The organism is Apilactobacillus ozensis DSM 23829 = JCM 17196, from assembly GCF_001435995.1.
Lineage (GTDB): Bacteria > Bacillota > Bacilli > Lactobacillales > Lactobacillaceae > Apilactobacillus > Apilactobacillus ozensis.
Genome location: NZ_AYYQ01000029.1, coordinates 88,169 through 107,100, shown reverse-complemented (window position 1 = coordinate 107,100; position 18,932 = coordinate 88,169). Strand labels below are relative to the sequence as shown.

At 31.8% G+C, this 18,932-nt stretch carries 18 protein-coding genes, 1 tRNA gene and 1 other annotated feature; of the genes, 6 read left to right on the top strand and 13 right to left on the bottom strand.

Annotated features, from left to right (window positions below; genetic code table 11):
* Positions 1–108: 108 nt before the first annotated feature.
* The 3 genes from FD06_RS03985 to rbsU all read left to right on the top strand — a co-directional run bounded on the left by FD06_RS03985 (position 109) and on the right by rbsU (position 2,499).
* Complete coding sequence (locus FD06_RS03985; RefSeq protein ID WP_056966218.1) at positions 109–1,035, top strand: glycosyltransferase family 2 protein; 927 nt, start codon at positions 109–111, stop codon at positions 1,033–1,035.
* 1 nt (position 1,036) lies between these two features.
* A complete protein-coding gene (locus FD06_RS03980) occupies positions 1,037–1,447 on the top strand; it encodes a GtrA family protein (RefSeq protein ID WP_056966216.1) in 411 nt (136 codons plus the stop codon).
* A gap of 170 nt (positions 1,448–1,617) precedes the next feature.
* Entirely contained in the window at positions 1,618–2,499 is an 882-nt protein-coding gene (gene rbsU, locus FD06_RS03975) for a ribose/proton symporter RbsU (protein ID WP_056966214.1), read from the top strand.
* 36 nt (positions 2,500–2,535) lie between these two features.
* On the opposite strand, the gene FD06_RS03970 is transcribed toward rbsU, so the two are convergent.
* The 10 genes from FD06_RS03970 to FD06_RS03925 form a co-directional block, all read right to left on the bottom strand.
* Positions 2,536–3,237: a winged helix-turn-helix domain-containing protein gene (locus tag FD06_RS03970; protein WP_162256011.1), complete on the bottom strand. Its 702-nt coding sequence runs from the start codon at positions 3,235–3,237 to the stop codon at positions 2,536–2,538.
* A gap of 44 nt (positions 3,238–3,281) precedes the next feature.
* Complete coding sequence (gene phoU / locus FD06_RS03965; RefSeq protein WP_054658402.1) at positions 3,282–4,019, bottom strand: phosphate signaling complex protein PhoU; 738 nt, start codon at positions 4,017–4,019, stop codon at positions 3,282–3,284.
* Between the two features lie 14 nt (positions 4,020–4,033).
* Entirely contained in the window at positions 4,034–4,789 is a 756-nt protein-coding gene (gene pstB, locus FD06_RS03960; protein WP_056966210.1) for a phosphate ABC transporter ATP-binding protein PstB, read from the bottom strand.
* Positions 4,790–4,803: 14 nt separating this feature from the next.
* Entirely contained in the window at positions 4,804–5,601 is a 798-nt protein-coding gene (gene pstB / locus FD06_RS03955; protein ID WP_056966208.1) for a phosphate ABC transporter ATP-binding protein PstB, read from the bottom strand.
* On the bottom strand, positions 5,601–6,494 hold the full coding sequence (pstA, locus tag FD06_RS03950) for a phosphate ABC transporter permease PstA (RefSeq protein WP_056966206.1): 894 nt from the start codon (positions 6,492–6,494) through the stop codon (positions 5,601–5,603). Before pstA ends, pstB (FD06_RS03955) begins: the two co-directional genes overlap by 1 nt.
* Positions 6,484–7,416, bottom strand: a complete 933-nt coding sequence (gene pstC, locus FD06_RS03945) for a phosphate ABC transporter permease subunit PstC (RefSeq protein ID WP_054658400.1) — start codon at positions 7,414–7,416, stop codon at positions 6,484–6,486. The genes pstA and pstC overlap by 11 nt, the downstream gene beginning before the upstream one ends.
* Positions 7,417–7,439: 23 nt before the next feature.
* Entirely contained in the window at positions 7,440–8,303 is an 864-nt protein-coding gene (locus FD06_RS03940; RefSeq protein ID WP_056966204.1) for a phosphate ABC transporter substrate-binding protein PstS family protein, read from the bottom strand.
* Positions 8,304–8,492: 189 nt separating this feature from the next.
* Entirely contained in the window at positions 8,493–9,353 is an 861-nt protein-coding gene (locus tag FD06_RS03935) for a phosphate ABC transporter substrate-binding protein (RefSeq protein ID WP_056966203.1), read from the bottom strand.
* 136 nt (positions 9,354–9,489) lie between these two features.
* Positions 9,490–9,562: transfer RNA gene (locus FD06_RS03930), tRNA-Arg, on the bottom strand.
* Positions 9,563–9,629: 67 nt separating this feature from the next.
* Positions 9,630–10,952: a DEAD/DEAH box helicase gene (locus FD06_RS03925; protein WP_056966201.1), complete on the bottom strand. Its 1,323-nt coding sequence runs from the start codon at positions 10,950–10,952 to the stop codon at positions 9,630–9,632.
* Between the two features lie 136 nt (positions 10,953–11,088).
* Here FD06_RS03925 and FD06_RS03920 point away from each other — a divergent pair, with 136 nt between their 5' ends.
* From FD06_RS03920 to FD06_RS03910, 3 genes are all read left to right on the top strand, one after another.
* Positions 11,089–11,457, top strand: coding sequence for a DUF4828 domain-containing protein (locus FD06_RS03920; RefSeq protein WP_056966198.1), 369 nt, complete (start codon positions 11,089–11,091; stop codon positions 11,455–11,457).
* Between the two features lie 20 nt (positions 11,458–11,477).
* Positions 11,478–13,019, top strand: a complete 1,542-nt coding sequence (gntK, locus tag FD06_RS03915; RefSeq protein ID WP_056966196.1) for a gluconokinase — start codon at positions 11,478–11,480, stop codon at positions 13,017–13,019.
* 104 nt (positions 13,020–13,123) lie between these two features.
* Positions 13,124–14,449 carry an APC family permease gene (locus FD06_RS03910; protein WP_054658396.1) on the top strand — a complete coding sequence of 442 codons (1,326 nt, stop codon included), beginning with the start codon at positions 13,124–13,126 and terminating at the stop codon, positions 14,447–14,449.
* Between the two features lie 41 nt (positions 14,450–14,490).
* Here FD06_RS03910 and asnB read toward each other — a convergent pair whose 3' ends face one another.
* The 3 genes from asnB to FD06_RS03895 form a co-directional block, all read right to left on the bottom strand.
* Entirely contained in the window at positions 14,491–16,080 is a 1,590-nt protein-coding gene (gene asnB, locus FD06_RS03905) for an asparagine synthase B (RefSeq protein WP_056966194.1), read from the bottom strand.
* A gap of 65 nt (positions 16,081–16,145) precedes the next feature.
* Positions 16,146–16,398, bottom strand: a binding site (T-box leader).
* Positions 16,399–16,490: 92 nt separating this feature from the next.
* On the bottom strand, positions 16,491–17,861 hold the full coding sequence (gene rlmD, locus FD06_RS03900) for a 23S rRNA (uracil(1939)-C(5))-methyltransferase RlmD (RefSeq protein WP_056966193.1): 1,371 nt from the start codon (positions 17,859–17,861) through the stop codon (positions 16,491–16,493).
* A 78-nt stretch (positions 17,862–17,939) separates the two neighbouring features.
* Positions 17,940–18,920: a diacylglycerol kinase gene (locus FD06_RS03895; RefSeq protein ID WP_056966191.1), complete on the bottom strand. Its 981-nt coding sequence runs from the start codon at positions 18,918–18,920 to the stop codon at positions 17,940–17,942.
* Positions 18,921–18,932: the final 12 nt, after the last annotated feature.

The window sequence follows — 18,932 nt, the reverse complement described above, 5'->3', positions numbered from 1 at the left end:
AATTTATCAACATTTGTAGTTCGCACGATAATTAGTGTGTTAAAATTAAATTCGTTATTATACATTCATAAATTATATTGTTATTACCATATTAAGGAGGACATTCAATTGAAAAACATTGGCTTAATTGTCCCATGTTACAACGAGGAACAATCAATTGGCATTTTTTATGATGCAGTTGAAAAAGTGTTTAATGACATAAAAGAAAATTACAACCATGAATATTGGTTTATAAATGATGGTTCTAGTGACAACACTTTGGATAAAATCAAAGAATTAAAAAAAGCGGATGACAATGTTCATTTCATATCCTTTTCCAGAAATTTTGGTAAAGAAGCAGCGATGTCTGCTGGATTAAATAATGCTCAAGGTGATTACATAGCTGTCATGGATGTTGATTTACAAGATCCCCCATCGCTATTACCTAAGATGATAAAATATATTCGTGATGAAAATTATGACTGCGTTGGATGCATCCAAACTTCTAGAAAGCAAAATCCTATCCGTGCTTTTCTATCTTCCAGCTTTTATAAAGTTATTAACTGGATGTCAGATGTAGAAATAAAGCAAAACGTTAGAGATTATCGTTTAATGACTAGACAGTATGTAGATGCCGTAATTTCATTAAAAGAATACAATCGTTTTTCTAAAGGTATGTTTAGTTGGGTCGGCTTTAAAACTAAATATTTAGAATACAAAGGTGTTTCAAGAGCTGCGGGTGAAACACATTGGTCTTTATATCAGCTATTAGAGTATTCACTTGAAGGAATTATTGACTTTTCTGATGTACCACTAAAAATGGCGACTTGGATAGGTGTTTTATCATGTATCATCTCAATATTAGGTATGCTGTTTGTTGTTATTAGAGCTTTATTATTCGGCGGAGCTGTTGCTGGTTGGCCATCACTTGTATCAATAATTCTATTTATTGGTGGAGTTCAATTATTCTGTCTAGGAATATTAGGAAACTATGTTGGCAAAATTCATTTAGAAAGTAAACACCGACCACAATACATCATTAAAGAGAAAAAATAATATGAAATTAATACAAAGTAATAAACAAATTATTTCTTACCTATTTTGGGGAGTTTTAACTACCGTCATTAACATTATTGTTTTTGTTTTTTTGCAGAAATGCACTAGCTGGGATTACTTTATTAATAATGGAATTGCCTGGATTGTTAGTGTGCTGTTTGCGTATGTGACTAATCGTAAATGGGTATTTAATTCTAAAAGTAACTCCCTAAAAGAATATCTAAAAGAATTTATATCATTTTCAGTTGGAAGATTTGCATCATTACTAATTGAAGACTTCATTCTATGGCTATTTATAAATGCCCTGGGAATAAATTCAAATATTGCTAAAATTATTGGTCAAATTGCAGTAATTGTATTTAATTACTTTTGGTCTAAATTAGCAGTTTTCAAAAATAAAAAGGATTGCTAAAATTATAGCAACCTTTTTTATTTAATAATTAAAATATTATTGATATATGTTATATTATTCAAAGTAATTATTAAGTTTAAACAATATATATACATTTAAAATGGTTTGCTGTTATAATATTGTTAGCGCTTACAAAAGAGCATTTAGTTAATAATAAGGAGGAGTTTATCGTGAATTCTGTAGCTTTATTAATTGGTTTAGGCCCGCTTATTGGTTGGGGTATTTATCCCACTGTAGCATCTAAGTTTGGTGGTCGTCCAACAAACCAAATTTTTGGTTCCACTGTTGGTACTTTAATTTTTGCAATCGTTTATATGATGATTTCAGGACTTTCAATTCCAACTGGCATGCAATTTTTCTTATCTTTATTATCTGGAGCTGGTTGGGCTTTTGGACAAATAATGTCTTTTAAAGCATTTAGACTGGTTGGGTCATCTAGAGTAATGCCAATCACCACTGCTTTACAGTTAATCGTCACTGCTTTATGGGGAGTATTTGTTTTAGGCAATTGGCCAGGTGCTACCTTTAAAATCATTGGATTTATTGCATTAATTGTAATTATAATTGGTGCTACTATGACCGCTTGGGAAGAAAACGGTAGTGCTGATAGTTCCGCAAACCTTAAAAAAGCAGTTATACTATTAGTAATTGGTGTTGTAGGTTATTGGGGATACTCAGCTGCACCACAAGCTGCTCATATAGATGGAATGCATGCATTTCTACCTCAAGCTATGGGGATGGTTTTAGTAGCAGTCATATACTGTGCGTTTGATATTAAAAATCATAACGTATTTACCAACCCGGTTTCATACAAACAAATTATTTCAGGATTTTTCTTTGCCTTCGCAGCTTTAACATATTTAGTTTCTGCTCAACCCAATATGAATGGTTTAGCAACCGGTTTCGTTCTATCACAAACATCAGTTGTTTTAGCAACATTAACTGGAATTTATGTTTTACATGAAAAGAAAACTCCTAAAGAAACAGTTGTTACAATTATTGGTTTAGTATTGATATTGATATCAGCTTGTGTAACTGTTTTCTTAAAATAATTCAGCAAAAAAGGTTAGCCATATGGCTAACCTTTTTTATTTATTCTTAAGTAAATATCCAAAACCTCTAACTGTTTCGATACTTACATCATTATTTGTTCTCACTTCATTAATCTTATCTCTCAAATGACTAATATGAATGTCAACGATTCTTGATGGTATGTATGAATTACCATCGTTATCACTTTTCCAAACTCCATTAAAAATTTGTTCTCTGCTCAAGACTTGATTGCTTTGTTGAATAAGAAAATACATTAAATGAAATTCTTTAGGGGTTAATTCCATATCGACATCATTATATATAATTTTAAAATTTTTCAAATTAACTGTAAAATTATTAAAAGTTTTAACATCTTTTTTCTTTTTGCTAGGTGAATTAATGCTAAACCTAGAATAATTATCAATCCAATGAATAGTTTTAATGATTATTTCTTCGGCATCAATAGGCTTGTAAACATAATCCTCGATATTGTTTTCATATATTGATGATTTATCCTCATTAGTTAATTCATTTTTAAAAACAATAAATGGTACATTGTAATCTTTTTTGAGCAAATAAATATCTTTTATAGCTAAATCTACACTATTCCAAATACTAAGATCGATGATAAAAGCGCTAAAATCATAACTATCTAACAAAGAAGTTATCTTATCAAACTGACTAACATTATTAATAAATACGTTATTTTTATTGCCAGCAGAACTTATTTTTAATGCTAAATGCAGTTGATTGGTCAAAAGAAGAACCGTCTTCAAAATGAACACCTCTTTGATTTAGAAAGTTATTTACTATCTTTATTTTCTATTAAACCATTATTTCCATTTTTTTCCAAATCTCTTCTAACTAAATCTGGTTCAATTTTTCCGGGATTTAATTCAACTAATTCTCCAGAATTACGATATAAAACCCACTCAGTCAAATTGACAATATGGTCACCAATTCTTTCCAATAATCTAATTACTCTTAGATAGTTATACAATGCATCGATTGCTAAATCGTGCTCTTCAGCCTCTTGCATTATCAATTTACGAGCTTGTACAAAATACTTGTCAACTAAAATATCTTCTTGAGCAATTACCTTAGATTCGTAACTATCATTATGGTAATAAGAATTTAAAAAAGATTCCAACATAGTTCTAACTTTTAGAGACATTTGAGTAATAATACGTTCAACGTCTGGATCTTGGATAACTGCTTTTAAGTGAACAGCTTCGTTAGCAATAGAAGCTGCGTGATCACCAATTCTTTCTAAGTCAGAACTTGCTTTTAAAATACAAATGATTTCTCTGAAGTCATTTGCTACTGGTTGTTGCAGAGCAATTAAATTTAATGCTTGTTCTTCTAAGTTAACTTCTTTTTGGTTAACATTTTTGTCTTGCTTAGAAACTATATTTTTATCAGGATGGTTAGAACTAAGAAACAATTTAGTTGCCTGATATATTTCTTCGTTCACGTCAACTCCCATTGATATAAAATTATTTTGTAGTTTTTTTAGTTCTTCAGTAAATGTTTTTGCCATAAGTTATCACCTTTCTAACCAAAACGACCGTTTAGATAATCACTGGTTATTTTATTTTCAGGGTTTAAAAACATTTTTTCAGTCTTATCAAATTCAATTAATCGACCATTCAGCATAAAAGCAGTCTTATCAGAAATTCGAGAAGCTTGTTGCATGTTATGAGTAACTAAAATAATATTGTAATCCTTTTTAATATCCATTAGAGTAGACTCTACTTTAACACTAGAAATCGGATCTAAGGCACTAGTTGGTTCATCCAGCAAAATAACATCGGGATTTACTGCAAGTGTACGTGCAATACAAACCCTTTGTTGCTGCCCACCTGACAATGCCATTGCATTCTTTTTCAAGTCATCTTTTACTTCATCCCAAATTGCTGCTTTTTTTAGACTTGTTTCAACGATTTCATCTAGTTGACTTTTATTTTTTATCCCAGATATTCGAGGACCATAAGCTACATTATCATAAATGGAAAAAGGAAAAGGATTTGGTTGTTGAAATACCATACCAATTTTTTTACGAATTTCTGACTTTGAAATTTTAGGTGAATAAAGGTCCTTCCCCTGTAGTTTAATAGTTCCTGTAATCGTAACATTATCTAATAAATCATTCATACGATTCAAACATCTAAGATAAGTGGATTTTCCACAGCCTGATGGACCAATTAAAGCGGTAATTTCGCCATCTAAAAATTTTAAACTAATACCATGCAAAGCTTCAGATTTTCCATAATATAAACGTAAATTTTTAGTACTTAATATTTTACCCATTTACAATCTCCTTACTATCCAAAGTGTCCTGAAATATAGTCGTTAGTTATTTGCATTGCTGGATTATTGAATATTGTATTAGTATCGTTATATTCTAAAAGGTGTCCTGAATGCATAAATGCAGTGTAATCACTAACTCTTGAAGCCTGTTGAATATTGTGCGTCACAATAATTATTGTATATTTTTCTTTTAATTCGCGTAAAGTAGCTTCTATCTTACCAGTTGAAACTGGATCTAAAGCGCTGGTTGGTTCATCTAGTAGTAATATATCAGGTTGCATTGCAATCGATCTGGCAATACATAATCTTTGCTTTTGTCCACCTGATAATGACATTGCACTATCATCTAAATGATCTTTTACTTCATCCCAAATGGCTGCTTGCTTCAAACTGCTAACAACACGTTCATCTAAAACTTTTTTATCCTTAATTCCATGATTTTTTAGTGCAAACGTAATATTTCCACGAATTGATTTAGCGAAAGGATTGGGTTCTTGGAATACCATCCCAATATGTTTTCTTACTTCGTAAACGTTGATTTTAGGACTGTTAATATTAATATCTTCATAGATTATTTTACCTTCAACATTAGTATTACCACTTTCGTTCATGCGATTTAATGATCGAAGATAAGTTGACTTACCAGATCCAGAAGCTCCAATTAACGCAGTTATACTATTTTTTGGTATTTTTAAACTAATGTCGTAAGTTGCTTGTTTTTTACCGTAAAAAACACTCAATTTATCAGTCTCTAAAGCAATATTTGAAGTAACCTCTTTTACATAAGACTTGCTTAAATCGTACTTTTGCATTATTTCACTTCCCCAACTGTAAATTTCTTATACAACTTTTTACCTATCCAATGTGCAAAAAAGTTAAATAAAATAATTACTAAAATTAAGACGGCGGATGCTCCGCTAGAAATTGCATTTGCATCTGGTGTAATTCCTTCAGAATTGACTTTCCAAATATGCACAGCTAAAGTTTCCGCTGGACGCATTGGATTTAAAAAACTATCTGGGCTGAAAGGATTCCAGTTAGCATAATTTAAAACTGGTGCACTTTGACCAGAAGTGTAAATTAAAGCTGCAGCTTCCCCAAAAATTCTTCCAGAACTTAAAATAATTCCTGTTATTATTCCCGGAATTGCCGAAGGAAAGATAATTTTTACGATTGTTGTCCATTTTGATAATCCTAGCGCTAATGAGCCTTGCATTTGAAAATCCGGAACTGACTTAATTGAATCTTCAATATTTCTAGTTAGAAGAGGTAAATTAAAGATGGTCAATGCAACTGCACCAGATATAATTGAAAATCCAATTTGAAATTTAATAACAAAAACTAAATATGCAAATAATCCAACTACCACTGATGGTAAAGAACTTAGAACCTCAATCAATGTTCTGATAACATCTACAATCCAGTTTTTAGGGGCATATTCAGCTAAATAAATTCCTGCTCCTAAAGCAATTGGAAACGATATAATTAATGTTAATATAACTAGATAAATTGAATTAAAAAGCTGATCTCTAATTCCACCACCAGCTTGATAAGATTGCGACGGCGAAAGCAAAAAGTTAAATGACAAATGCGGTAGTCCTGTTACTAAAATATATGAAATCAAAAGTAACAATAGTGCAACAACTACCCCCACTAAAGAATTAATTATAGTAGTTGCTATTCGGTTAACGGATTTAGGATTCATATTTAGCTGCACCTCTTTTACCAATAATCTTAATTAATACATTGAAAAATAATGACATAAATAGTAATACTAATGCTAATGACCATAAGGCATTGTTTTGTAATGTCCCCATAATTGTGTTTCCAATTCCAGTAGTCAATTGACTAGTCAAAGTGGAAGCTGGAGTTGTTAAATTAGTTGGCATTGTAATAGAGTTACCAATTACCATTTGAACTGCTAATGCTTCACCAAAAGCTCTAGTCATTCCAAAAATAATCGCAGTTAATATGCCCGGCAATGATATTTTTAATACCACTTTATAAATAGTTTGCCATCTAGTAGCTCCTAACCCATAAGAAGCTTTGATATAATAATCCGGAACTGCTTTTATACTATCTACTGTTAATGAAGTTACCGTTGGCAAAATCATAACGAATAATACAATTGCTCCGGCTAAAATTCCGAATCCAGTACCTCCATAAAAGCTTCTCACTAATGGCACAACTAGTGTTAAACCAATGTAACCATATATAACTGAAGGAATTCCTACTAACAATTCAATTGTAGATCTCAACAAACGACTACCTTTACTATTAGCAATAAAAGTCATGAAGATTGCACAAGCAATAGCAAAAGGTGTTGCAATAGCTGCTGAAATTAAAGTGACTGTAAATGAAGTAACAATCATAGGAGCAGCCCCTACTTCAGGCTTTCCATTAGCACCTGTAGATGATGGACTCCAAACATTCCCAAATAGAAAATCAAAAACATTAATTTTACTTTGTGTAAATGTATCGATTCCCTTAGTGGTAACAAATCCTAAAATAGATACAACTAAAGTAATAATTATTAATATACATAAAGAAGATATTATCTTTCCAATAGACTCTTGATATGTTTGTTTGGAAGGAGATAAAAACTTTTCTTTTAAAGTATTTTTCATTGTAAGCCTACCTCTCATTACTATTATTTTTTAGTAACAACATTGTCTGAATTTTTTGTAACTTTCATATCATGAATACTAATGTAACCTAGCTTTTTAACTAAACTATTTTGTGTATCCTTCGACTGTAAATATTCAATAAATTTTTTAACATTGCCTTTAGCATCCTTAGATGTATACATGTGCTCATAAGACCATATTTTCCATGAATTATTTTCTACATTTCTATCTTCCGGTTTTACCCCATCAATTGATAATGGTTGCAGTGTATTGTCTAAGAATGAAAATGATAGATAACTAATCGCTCCAGGAGTACTTGAAACTATCCTTTTAACAGTTCCATTAGAGTCTTGTTCTTGAGCATTTAAAGCTTTCTCACCATTTAAAACTGAAGATTCAAAAGTATTTCTAGTTCCACTACCCTTAACACGATTAATCACTATAATTTCTTGGTTTTTACCACCTAATTGTTTCCAATTTGTAAATTTGCCAGTAAATATGCCTCTTAATTGTTTAGTAGAAATATTTTTAACTCCAACTTGTTTATTCACTACTGGAACAATTCCAACAACCGCTACTTGATGATCAGTTAATTGTTTGGCATCGATACCATCTTGCTTGTCAGCAAAAACATCTGAGTTACCAATATTTACAGCACCTTGAGAAACTTGACTTAAACCAGTTCCTGAACCCCCACCTTGAACGTTAATGTTAATTCCTTTTTCAGTACCATATTGATGAGCAGCTTGTTCTACTAAAGGTTGTAGAGCAGTCGATCCCACTGCTGTAATTTCTTTTGATTTAGATTTATTATTAGCAGAGCATCCTGTTAAAAATAATATTATAATTCCTAATGCAGATATAAAATGAATTAATCTGTTATTCATAATAAGCCTCCATAAAATTTTCGTATCAATATGCCTATTAATTTAACAGATTAATGTAAAATCATTATGATTTTTTTGTAAATTTTTTGTAAATTATTGTAAAAAGGTTTCTAGCATGAATACTAGTGATGTGAACCCCAAAAGTTGGACAACTTTTGGGGGTCACTTCACTAGAAACCTTTTAATTTTTTATTTTTTTGTAACAACATTGTCTGAGCTTTTAATAACCTTCATATCATGAATACTAATGTAACCTAATTTTTTAACTAAATTATTTTGAACATTTTTAGATTGTAAATATTCAATAAATTTTTGAACATCTTTACTAGGATTTTTTTGTGTATACATATGTTCATAAGACCATATCTTCCATTTATTATCTAATACATTTTTGTTTTCTGGGGCTATTTTATCTATAGATAAAGGTTGTAAAGTGTTGTCTAAAAATGAAAATGACAAGTAACTTATAGCACCTGGCGTCTTAGCTAAAATTTTCTTAACTGTTCCGTTAGAATCTTGTTCTTGAGCATTTACAGCTGATTTTCCATTAAGAACTGCAGACTCAAAAGTTGCTCTAGTTCCGCTACCTTTGACACGATTAATAACAACAATTTTTTGATTTTTACCGCCGAGTTGTTTCCAATTCGTGATTTTGCCGGTAAATATATCTTGTAACTGCTTGCTAGAAACATTTTTAACGCCAGTATCTTTATTAACCACCGGAGCAATCCCAACTACTGCCACTTGATGATCTAGTAATTTTTTAGCATCAATTCCAGATTGCTTGTCAGCAAATATATCTGAATTACCAATAGAAACTGATCCCTGGGCAACCTGACTTAATCCAGTTCCTGATCCTCCACCTTGAACATTAATTTTAGCCCCTTGGTTAGTTCCATAATCATCAGCTGCTTGTTCTACTAAAGGCTGTAAAGCAGTTGAACCAACTGCTGTAACTTCTTTAGATTTAGATTGACTACCAGACGAACACCCCGTTAAAAATAAAATTGAAACTCCAACTATAGAAACAAAATAAATTAATTTCTTCATAGACAACACCCCACAAGTTAATTAGTACACTTATAAAGTATCAAATGAATGTAAATTAATTATAATTTTTATGTATTTTTTATGTAAAAAATTTTCCAAACAAAAAAGGGGCCTAGCTATATCTAGGTCCCTTTTATGACTCCACTCGGACTCGAACCGAGATCAGCCGCTTAGGAGGCGGTCGCCCTATCCCGTTGTGCTATGGAGCCATATGCAATTTAAACAAGACATTTTATATTTTCTCACGTAAATTGCATAAAGTAAAGACGACTTATATTATTTATGATTCATATTGCGCCATTTTTTGCGCATTCCCTTGTTTTTGGTATGTTTATTCTTTTTCTTCTTTTTGGAAAAGTTTGGTTGACTAACATTTGAACGCTTATTTATTTTCTTGTTAGTATTTTTTCTAATCTTTTTATCATCAGAAGCATTCGATTTGGTAACCTTATCAGCTTTTTTAATTGCCTTATCTACCTTAGGTTGTTTTGGAACTTCATCTACTAATTTGTTCTTGAAGAAATAAATTGGTTGTAAATTATATTCTTCATTTTTTAGTAGGTTCTTCAAATCTCTTAAATCGTGGTCATCACCAAAATTAAGTACAACCCCCTTTTCACCCATTCGGCCAGTTCGACCCACGCGATGAATATAATCAATTGCATCATCTGGTAAATCATAATTTATAACAGCTGGTAGTTTAGGAATATCAATTCCTCTAGCAGCAACGTCAGTCGTTAATAGCAATTTAACTCGCCCTAATCTAAAATCTTCCATTGCCTTTTGACGCTTTATTTTATTTTGATCAGAAGTTAGCTTAGCAATATTATTATAATGCTCATGCACAAAATAACTATAAGCTTTATTTAAATCGTTCATTTGGTTAAAAAATACCAATGCTTTAAATTCTTTAATGTGTGTCAATCTTACTAACATTTTATTACGATTAGATCTTAAGACTTCCAGTAGACCATGTTTAACTTCTCCACGTGTATCGTCAATATTTCTAACATCAAATTTCTCTATCTTTTTATTGCCAAACCAATTAGTCAATTCCTCTAAAATTTCAGTTTTAGTAGCTGAAAAGAAGCCCAGTTGAACATCAGAATAGCAGGCATTTATAATTTGACGAACTGTGGTTAACGTTTCACCTTGTAGCAAGTCATCGGCTTCATCGACTATAACTGTTTTAATGTGGTTAGTTTTTAACTTTTTATCACTAATCAAACTTTTAATTCTACCTGCAGTTCCAATAACCACTTCCGGACGTTTCTTTAAACTATCTGTTTGACGTTTTACATTGGCACCACCAGTCAATGACAATACTTTACAATCAACTAGTTTAGCCCAGCTTCGTGCAATTCTGGTAACTTGCATTGCCAATTCTTGTGATGGTTCAATAATCATTAATTGAGTTCCTTCGCCAGCTATCAAAGTTTCAATAGTTGGCATAAGAAAAGCCAATGTTTTACCAGAACCAGTCGGCGATAATCCTAAAACATTATCACCTTTTTTTAACGGTTCATAAACAGATGATTGAATAATCGTTTGTTTATCAAAGCCTAATTTTTCAAAATAATTTTTAAAATGTTCGTTCATTAAATTACTCCTAATTTTTTTATAAAAACAATAGTTATAACTATAATAACAAAAAAATTAGCACTATAATATACTTATATTATTTGGTTTAACAGCGATAATTTATATTAAATTTTATAGTGAAGGGAGATATCTTTTGCGAAAAAGAAACTTAGTTTTAATCGGTGCTACATTTTTTGTTGGATTAGCCAATGAACTCGTTAAGGCTGGCAAAAAAAGTAAAAATAAGCAAGATTCCCCTATCCAATTATACTATATTGGTGAATGGAACTTCCTTGATCGACATAATTTTACTCATTCTCTCACGATAAATCCAGATTTATCAATCTTACTGGATAATAATAGTGTTAAAACTAAAACAAAAAACATTGATAAAAATGAACTAAGATTGATTGATAATTTTGGATATACTTTAGTTGTCAGAACTAATAAAAATAACACTCCGACATCTTTATACGATGAAGCCGATGACTATACTTACAATATAACTGGAGTAAAAAAATAAACAGCTACGGAGGTATAAATATGAAATACATTATTGGTGTAGATATTGGAACTACTAGCACTAAGACCATTTTATTTGATGATAAAGGAACCGTTATCGAGTCTTCAAATGATGACTACCCACTTTATCAAGACTCATATGGTATGGCTGAAGAGGACCCTGATGAAATATTTTCCGCAGTGATATCTGGCATGAGTAAAGTAATTCGAAAGTCTAAGATAAATCGCGATGATTTATCCGGGGTATCATTTTCATGCGCTATGCATAGCTTAATATTATTAGACGAAAACTTTAATCCTTTAACTAGAGCAATTACTTGGGCCGATAACCGAGCATCTAGATATGCTAAAGAGTTAAAAGAAAGCGACTTAGGACAAACTTTATACGAGCATACTGGAACTCCAATTCATCCAATGACTCCCCTTTCAAAAATAATTTGGCTAAAAAACGAGCAACATGAATTATATAAAAAAGCACATTGGTTCGTTGGAATTAAAGAGTATATTTTCCATAAATTATTTGGAGAATTAAAAGAAGACTACTCAATTGCTAATGCAACTGGAATGTTTAATATTTTTGAAATGCAATGGGATAAACAGGCACTAGAATTAACCGGATTAAACAAAAATCAATTACCAGAATTAGTCGATACCACTTATCAATTTCATGGAATCGATAAATCATACGCCAAGGTAATCGGAATTAATGCAGACACCCCATTTATTATCGGTTCATCTGATGGACCACTAGCTAATCTAGGTGTTAACGCCATTGATGAAGGCGTGCTAGCCGTTACAATTGGTACTTCAGGAGCTGTGAGAGTTGTAACTAATCATCCCACTATTGACCCTAAGGGCAGAGTCTTTTGTTACTATTTAGCTAAAGATAAGTGGGTAGTCGGTGGTCCCGTTAATAATGGTGGCATTGTTTTTAAATGGGTTCGAGATCAATTATGTGCGCCTGAAAAAACAATCGCTGAACAAATGAAAATAAATGCTTACAGTGTCTTGTCCGGAATCGCTTCTCGAGTTCCAGTTGGCGCTAAGGGTTTAATTTTCCACCCCTATCTTGGTGGTGAACGTGCTCCTATTTGGGATTCAGATGCACGTGGTTCCTTCTTTGGATTAACAAGAAACCATACAAGAGCTGACATGATCAGAGCTGTGTTAGAAGGAATTATTTATAATTTATACACCGTTAGCCTTGCATTAGAAGAAGTTGTTGGTAAACCAAAATCAATTCAAGCTACGGGTGGATTTGCTAAATCAGCATTGTGGAGACAAATTTTATCAGATGTTTTTGAACAAGAAGTAAATATTCCAGAAAACGTTCAAGGAACTGCATTAGGTGCTGCTACAATTGGTATGTACAGTTTAGGAATGATTGACAGCTTAAAACAAGTAGCGTCATTGGTCGGAAAAGTAAAATCATATGAACCTAATCCAGAAAACTACCATGTTTACAGAGAATTAGTTCCTATATATATTCGACTTAATCGATTATTAAAGCCAGAATATAGTAATATTGCAAAATTTCAAAGAACACACAATAATGAAAAATAAAAAAAGCAACCATAATCAAAAAAGATTATGGTTATTTTTTATAAGTGCCTGTAAAATGTTAATGTGTTACAATACGTTAATTTAAAAGTCAGGAGGAACTGAAGTTGGAAAATAACAACTTAAAACGAGGAATCGGTATGACCGCAGCCCTATCAACAGTAATGGGAACTGTAATTGGAGCTGGGGTATTCTTTAAAACTGCCAGTGTTGTAAATAGTACCCATTCATTTGCTTTAACTATTTTAGCTTGGATTGTTGGAGGGCTACTAACAATTTGTGCTGGATTAACTGTTTCTGAATTAGCAGCTGCTATTCCTAAAACCGGTGGAGCCATTAAATATTTAGATTACACATATGGTCCTACCACTGGTTTTGCGATGGGATGGGCACAAATCTTGGTTTATTATCCTGCAAACATTGCAGCGGAATCAATTATATTTGCCACTCAATTAATTAATTTATTCCACTTAAATGCATCTTTAAATATTCCTATAGCTATTATTTCTGCTTTTAGTATATTATTTGTTAATTTATTAGGTGCAAAGGTTACTGGATATTTTCAGACCACTACTTTGATACTAAAATTAGTCCCTATTGCCTTAATATCAATCGTAGGTTTAATTATTCCAGGAAACGTAAACATTTCGCTATTTCCAGCTACGCCTACTAATGGTGCTAACCCATTTTTTGCTTTTAGTGCTGGGCTATTAGCTACTATGTTTGCATATGATGGATGGATTGGAATTTGTGATGTTGCTGGAGAAATCAAAAATCCTAAGAAAAATTTACCTAGAGCTATTATTTTAGGATTAAGTTTTATAACTATCATTTATACACTAATTAATTTTGTATTTCTAAAAACATTGCCATTAGACCAAATTGCTGGAAACCAAAACGCGGCTGCTGAAGCGGCTATGAAAATTTTTGGTGAATTAGGTGGTAAATTAGTTACAATTGGGATTTTAGTTTCTGTATATGGATCAATTAACGGATATACCCTTAGTGGAATGAGGATTCCATACGCTATGGGAGTTAGTGATACGTTACCATTTAGTAAATACTTCACTAAGCTTACTAAAAAGACAGCAGTTCCATATGTAGCTGGATTATTTCAAGTTGCCATTGCAGTAATTATGATTTTTCTAGGAACATTTGACTTATTAACTGATATGTTAGTATTTGTTATGTGGATATTTAACTGTTTATTATTTATAGCAGTATTTAAGCTTAGAATTAAGCACCCTGAAATGATTAGACCATACAAAGTTCCTTGGTATCCAATTATTCCTGCAATCGCATTAGTTGGTGGCGGATTTATATTGGTTGAAACTTTATTAACTCAATTTAATTTAGCCCTAATTGGTATGCTATTAACCCTACTTTCATACCCAATTTACTATTTCCACAAACACCAGATAAATAAACAATAAAAAATAAAGGCCTCTATATTTAGAGGCCTTTATTTTTTATATTATTTACCGCTATCACCATAATTTTTTAATACACGTGCACTAGGATCATCTACATCACAGTTTTCCCAATTTTTGTTAGGCATCCAAAAATCTTTAATCCAACTAGCTTTGCCGGGGAAATATTCTTCAAAAATGTCACGATATAGTAATGATTCCTTAGTAAAAGGAGTACGATAATCATATTTATCCTTTGCGTTAGCCACGTCTTCATCAGTATACATTTCATCAGCATAGTCTTTTAAATCATCTACTAATGAATGTCCTACTGCATCACTAAATGCTGCTTTTTCACGCATTAAAATATCATCAGATAAATAATCTTGTCCGGCAAATGCTTCTCTTAAAAGATATTTACCTTTATCATATTTATTCATCTTCATAGCTGGATCAATAGACATTACATATTCCATAAAATCTCTATCCGCAAATGGTACTCGCCCTTCTAGCGAGTTTGATGATATACAACGGTCAGCTCTTAATACATCGTACATGTAAAGTTCTCTAACCCGTTTCATTGCTTCTTTTTGGAATTCTTCAGCGTTTGGAGCGTAGTCAGTATATTTATATCCAAACATTTCATCTGAACATTCACCAGTTAAAATTACTTTTAAGTCTGTATTCTTATGAATTCTCTTGCATAATAAATACATTCCAATCGAAGCTCTAATTGTTGTTATGTCCCAAGTTTCTAAAGTATAAATTACTTCTCTCAAGGCGCCAAGAACATCTTCTCTAGTCATAATAAATTCAGTATGGTCCGTACCTAAGTAATCAGCAACTTCTTTAGCATACTTTAAATCAATTGGGTTACGATCCATTCCAATCGCAAAAGTTTTAATAGGTGCTCCACCTTTTAATTTTGAGGCAATTGAACAAACTAATGATGAGTCTAAACCACCAGATAATAAATATCCAACTGGTGCATCAGATTGTAAACGTTTTTTAACTGCCGCTACCAATCGATCATGAATTCCCTTAGTAGCTTCTTGTAAACTAGGTGTTATCATTTTTTCAACCATAGCAGGATCATGATAGCAGACAAATTTATCGCCATCATAATAGTGTCCTGGAGGAAATGGTAAAATTTTATCACATAAAGGCATCAATGTTTTAGCGGTTGATCCAAATGCAATTTGATGGTCTTCCTTAGTGTAACCATAAAACATGGGTCTAATTCCCACTGAGTCTCTAGCAGCCATAACTTTTTTAGTGGTTTGATCATAAAGTACAAATGCAAATTCAGCATCTAACATTTTGCACATCGTATCTAAACCATACTTACGATATAAAGGAATTAGAACTTCACAATCACTACCACTCTTAAAATCATATTCAGATTGTAAGTTATCTTTTAAAGTTAAATAGTTATATATTTCTCCATTGCAAACTAAGGTGCATTTATCTGATTTAAATGGTTGCATTCCGTCATCACTTAAATCCATAATCGCTAGGCGGTTAAATCCAAACATCATTTCATCAGCTTGTAGTTTACTAGTCATATCAGGTCCACGATGGAAATTTTTTTCTAAAGCCTCATCGAAAGTTTTTAAATCAAATTTAATTGAATCTACAGCTAAAAATCCACACATAATATCGCTCCTTATCTAATAAAATCTAATTTAGAGATAAAAAATAAGCCTTCCATCCCCTAATTACAAGGGACGAAAGGCTTATTTCCGCGGTACCACCCAAGTTGCCTATTATATATAGACCAACTCATATAAGAGTACAAATAATACTCCACCGATTGTAACGTACCGGATACGTCTAAGCCTACTCTGATAATAATCATTTGGGTTAGCAACTTGGGAAAGGGTTTTTCAGCAAATCAGGGTCGACTAGTTTCACACTAACACTAGCTCACTTAACGATTAAATTTGCTTACTCGTCTTTCTAGTTAATTTGTTATAGAAAATAATAACTCAAATTAAATTAAAAATCAACAATATATTTTAATATTTTTATTTTTTCTTTAATTTAATTTTAATCTTAAATAAAATTAATTATTTTTATTAAATACAGTTACAGTTTCAACATGCACAGTTTGAGGAAATTGATCAACTGGTTGCACTGGTTGATTTATCTCATAACCTAAATCAGAAAGAATTTGTGCATCTCGAACTAAAGTGGCTGGATTGCAAGAAATATAAACGATTTTTTGTGGAGCCATTTTAGCAGCACTTTCAATAAAGCTTTCATCTAAACCTTTACGTGGTGGATCAACCATTATAACATCTGGCTTAAGACCGTTTTCTTGCCATCTAGCCATTTGCTCTTCAGCTTTTCCAACCACAAATCTTGCGTTATTAATATGATTCTTTTGAGCATTGATTTTAGCATCTTCAATTGCATTAGCAACTATTTCAACACCATAAACTTTTTTAACATGTTTAGCCATAGCAAGTGAAATTGTTCCGATTCCACAATAAGCATCGATAACAGTTTGATCTGATGTTAAATCAGCATTTTCAATTGCCAATGAGTATAATTTTTCAGTTTGAGTTGGATTAACTTGATAGAAAGAATTTAGTGAAATTGCAAAGGTTAAACCTAATAATTTATCCTCAATATAGTTTTTACCAAATAGTTTAACATTCTTTTTACCAAAAATAGCATTACCATCACTTAAATTAATATTTTGAATAATACTAGTTACTTCTGGTAATCGTTCTGTAATTGTTTTAACCACTAAATCAACCATTGGTAACTTTTTAGTTCTAGTAACAAGTCCAATCATGATTTCTCCGGTGTAATACCCTCTTCTTACAATGATATTTCTAATAACACCGTTGTGGCCGCCTTCGTTATAAGGTGCCACATGGAACTTCCTCAATACATCTCTAACTACTAAAATAGCTTCATCAATTTTAGGGTCTTGAATATAGAAATCTTCGATTGGTATCAAATCATGTGAATGTCTACGATAAAAACCAGTTTCCAATTTACCGTGAATTTTTCTGACTGGTACTTGAGCCTTATTACGATACTTGTTAGGCTTGTCCATTCCAATTGTAGGTAATACATCAACATCCATTTTAGCTTTATCAAATAATTCTTTAACTTGATGTTGCTTAAATTTTAATTGAGCATCGTATTTTAAATGTTGTAAAGGTGCTATTCCTGTTTTGATGTAGTCTAGGTTCACATCTTCAACTCGGTCTTCACTCTTTTTAATTAAATCAACTAACTTCCCAAAGCTAAAATTTTTGTTAACCTTAGTAATCTTTACCTTAGCTATTTCACCAGGCAATGTGTCTTCGATGAAAATTGGAAAATCTTCAATTTTAGCCACTCCTAAGCCCTGATAAGTTAAGTCTACGATATTTACTTCATATTCGTTATTTTTAATAACTGGTGTTTCTATTTTCATATTTTCTCCTTAATAAACAAAAAGTCTTACTGTATTATCTCATTTATTATAATACAGTAAAACTTCTCAAATAAAAAATTATTTTAAATTGTCTACTTCATCAATAAATTGTTTTTCTGCTTCAACTGAGTCATAACTAATTGCTTTTTTAGGCATACTATCAAGATTAGCATACATCTCAATGTGTTGTTTTAAGTTAACAAACTCCATAGGTGCATCTCCACCATATTCACCGTCTAAATTAATTTGCATTTTGTCATTAACCGGACGTGCGATTAATTTAGAAGTTTTTTTATAAATAATTCTAGAATCATTTATATGACGACCACCACTAAGCACTTTAGCTAATAATTGTAAAATTTCAATAATATTGCTAGTTTTTACAATAATCATTGTAAAATTACCGTCATCCAGTGAAGCATCTGGTACGATTCTTTCCAATCCACCAATTGAATTAGTCATAGCAAGTAGAAACATTGAAGCTTTGCCTTCAAATTTTCCGTCATCATACTCTAAGTTCATATCGATTGGTTTAATTCTTGGTAATAACTCAGCACCTTTAACTAGATATGCTAAATATCCAAAAATAGTTTTCAAATTAGAAGGAACATCATAAGTCAGCTCAGTTAATAAACCTCCACCAGCAATGTTCATAAAGTATTTATTGCCAGCTTTACCAATATCCATATTAAAAGTTTGATTCTTAAGAACTATCTTAGCAGCATCCACTGGATTTTCACGTGGAATGTGTAGAGCTCTCGCAAAATCATTGGTAGTTCCAGCAGGAATAATAGCCATTTTAGGTCGATAATCCAAAAATGCAATTCCGTTAACTACTTCGTTAATTGTACCATCGCCACCGGCAGCTACAATTAAATCAAAGCCAGCTTTGGCAGCTCTAGTAGCCTCATTTTTAGCAGAATTTTCTTCTGGAGTAGTGGCATATGCACTTGTTTCGTAACCAGCTTCTTCAAAAACATTTAAAATATCAATCATATTTTGTTTTAATGCCTCACGACCAGAAGTTGGGTTATAGATTACTCGAGCACGTTTTTGCATGTTAATAAATAC

Bases quoted from the DNA above. Each gene is read 5' to 3' on its own strand.
- FD06_RS03925 (WP_056966201.1), bottom strand. From the start codon at position 10,952: ATGAACGAACATTTTAAAAATTATTTTGAAAAATTAGGCTTTGATAAA.
- FD06_RS03895 (WP_056966191.1), bottom strand. From the start codon at position 18,920: ATGCAAAAACGTGCTCGAGTAATCTATAACCCAACTTCTGGTCGTGAG.
- gntK (WP_056966196.1), top strand. From the start codon at position 11,478: ATGAAATACATTATTGGTGTAGATATTGGAACTACTAGCACTAAGACC.
- pstC (WP_054658400.1), bottom strand. From the start codon at position 7,416: ATGAAAAATACTTTAAAAGAAAAGTTTTTATCTCCTTCCAAACAAACA.
- FD06_RS03940 (WP_056966204.1), bottom strand. From the start codon at position 8,303: ATGAATAACAGATTAATTCATTTTATATCTGCATTAGGAATTATAATA.
- FD06_RS03935 (WP_056966203.1), bottom strand. From the start codon at position 9,353: ATGAAGAAATTAATTTATTTTGTTTCTATAGTTGGAGTTTCAATTTTA.
- rlmD (WP_056966193.1), bottom strand. From the start codon at position 17,861: ATGAAAATAGAAACACCAGTTATTAAAAATAACGAATATGAAGTAAAT.
- pstB (WP_056966208.1), bottom strand. From the start codon at position 5,601: ATGCAAAAGTACGATTTAAGCAAGTCTTATGTAAAAGAGGTTACTTCA.
- asnB (WP_056966194.1), bottom strand. From the start codon at position 16,080: ATGTGTGGATTTTTAGCTGTAGATTCAATTAAATTTGATTTAAAAACT.
- pstA (WP_056966206.1), bottom strand. From the start codon at position 6,494: ATGAATCCTAAATCCGTTAACCGAATAGCAACTACTATAATTAATTCT.
- phoU (WP_054658402.1), bottom strand. From the start codon at position 4,019: ATGGCAAAAACATTTACTGAAGAACTAAAAAAACTACAAAATAATTTT.
- FD06_RS03980 (WP_056966216.1), top strand. From the start codon at position 1,037: ATGAAATTAATACAAAGTAATAAACAAATTATTTCTTACCTATTTTGG.
- pstB (WP_056966210.1), bottom strand. From the start codon at position 4,789: ATGGGTAAAATATTAAGTACTAAAAATTTACGTTTATATTATGGAAAA.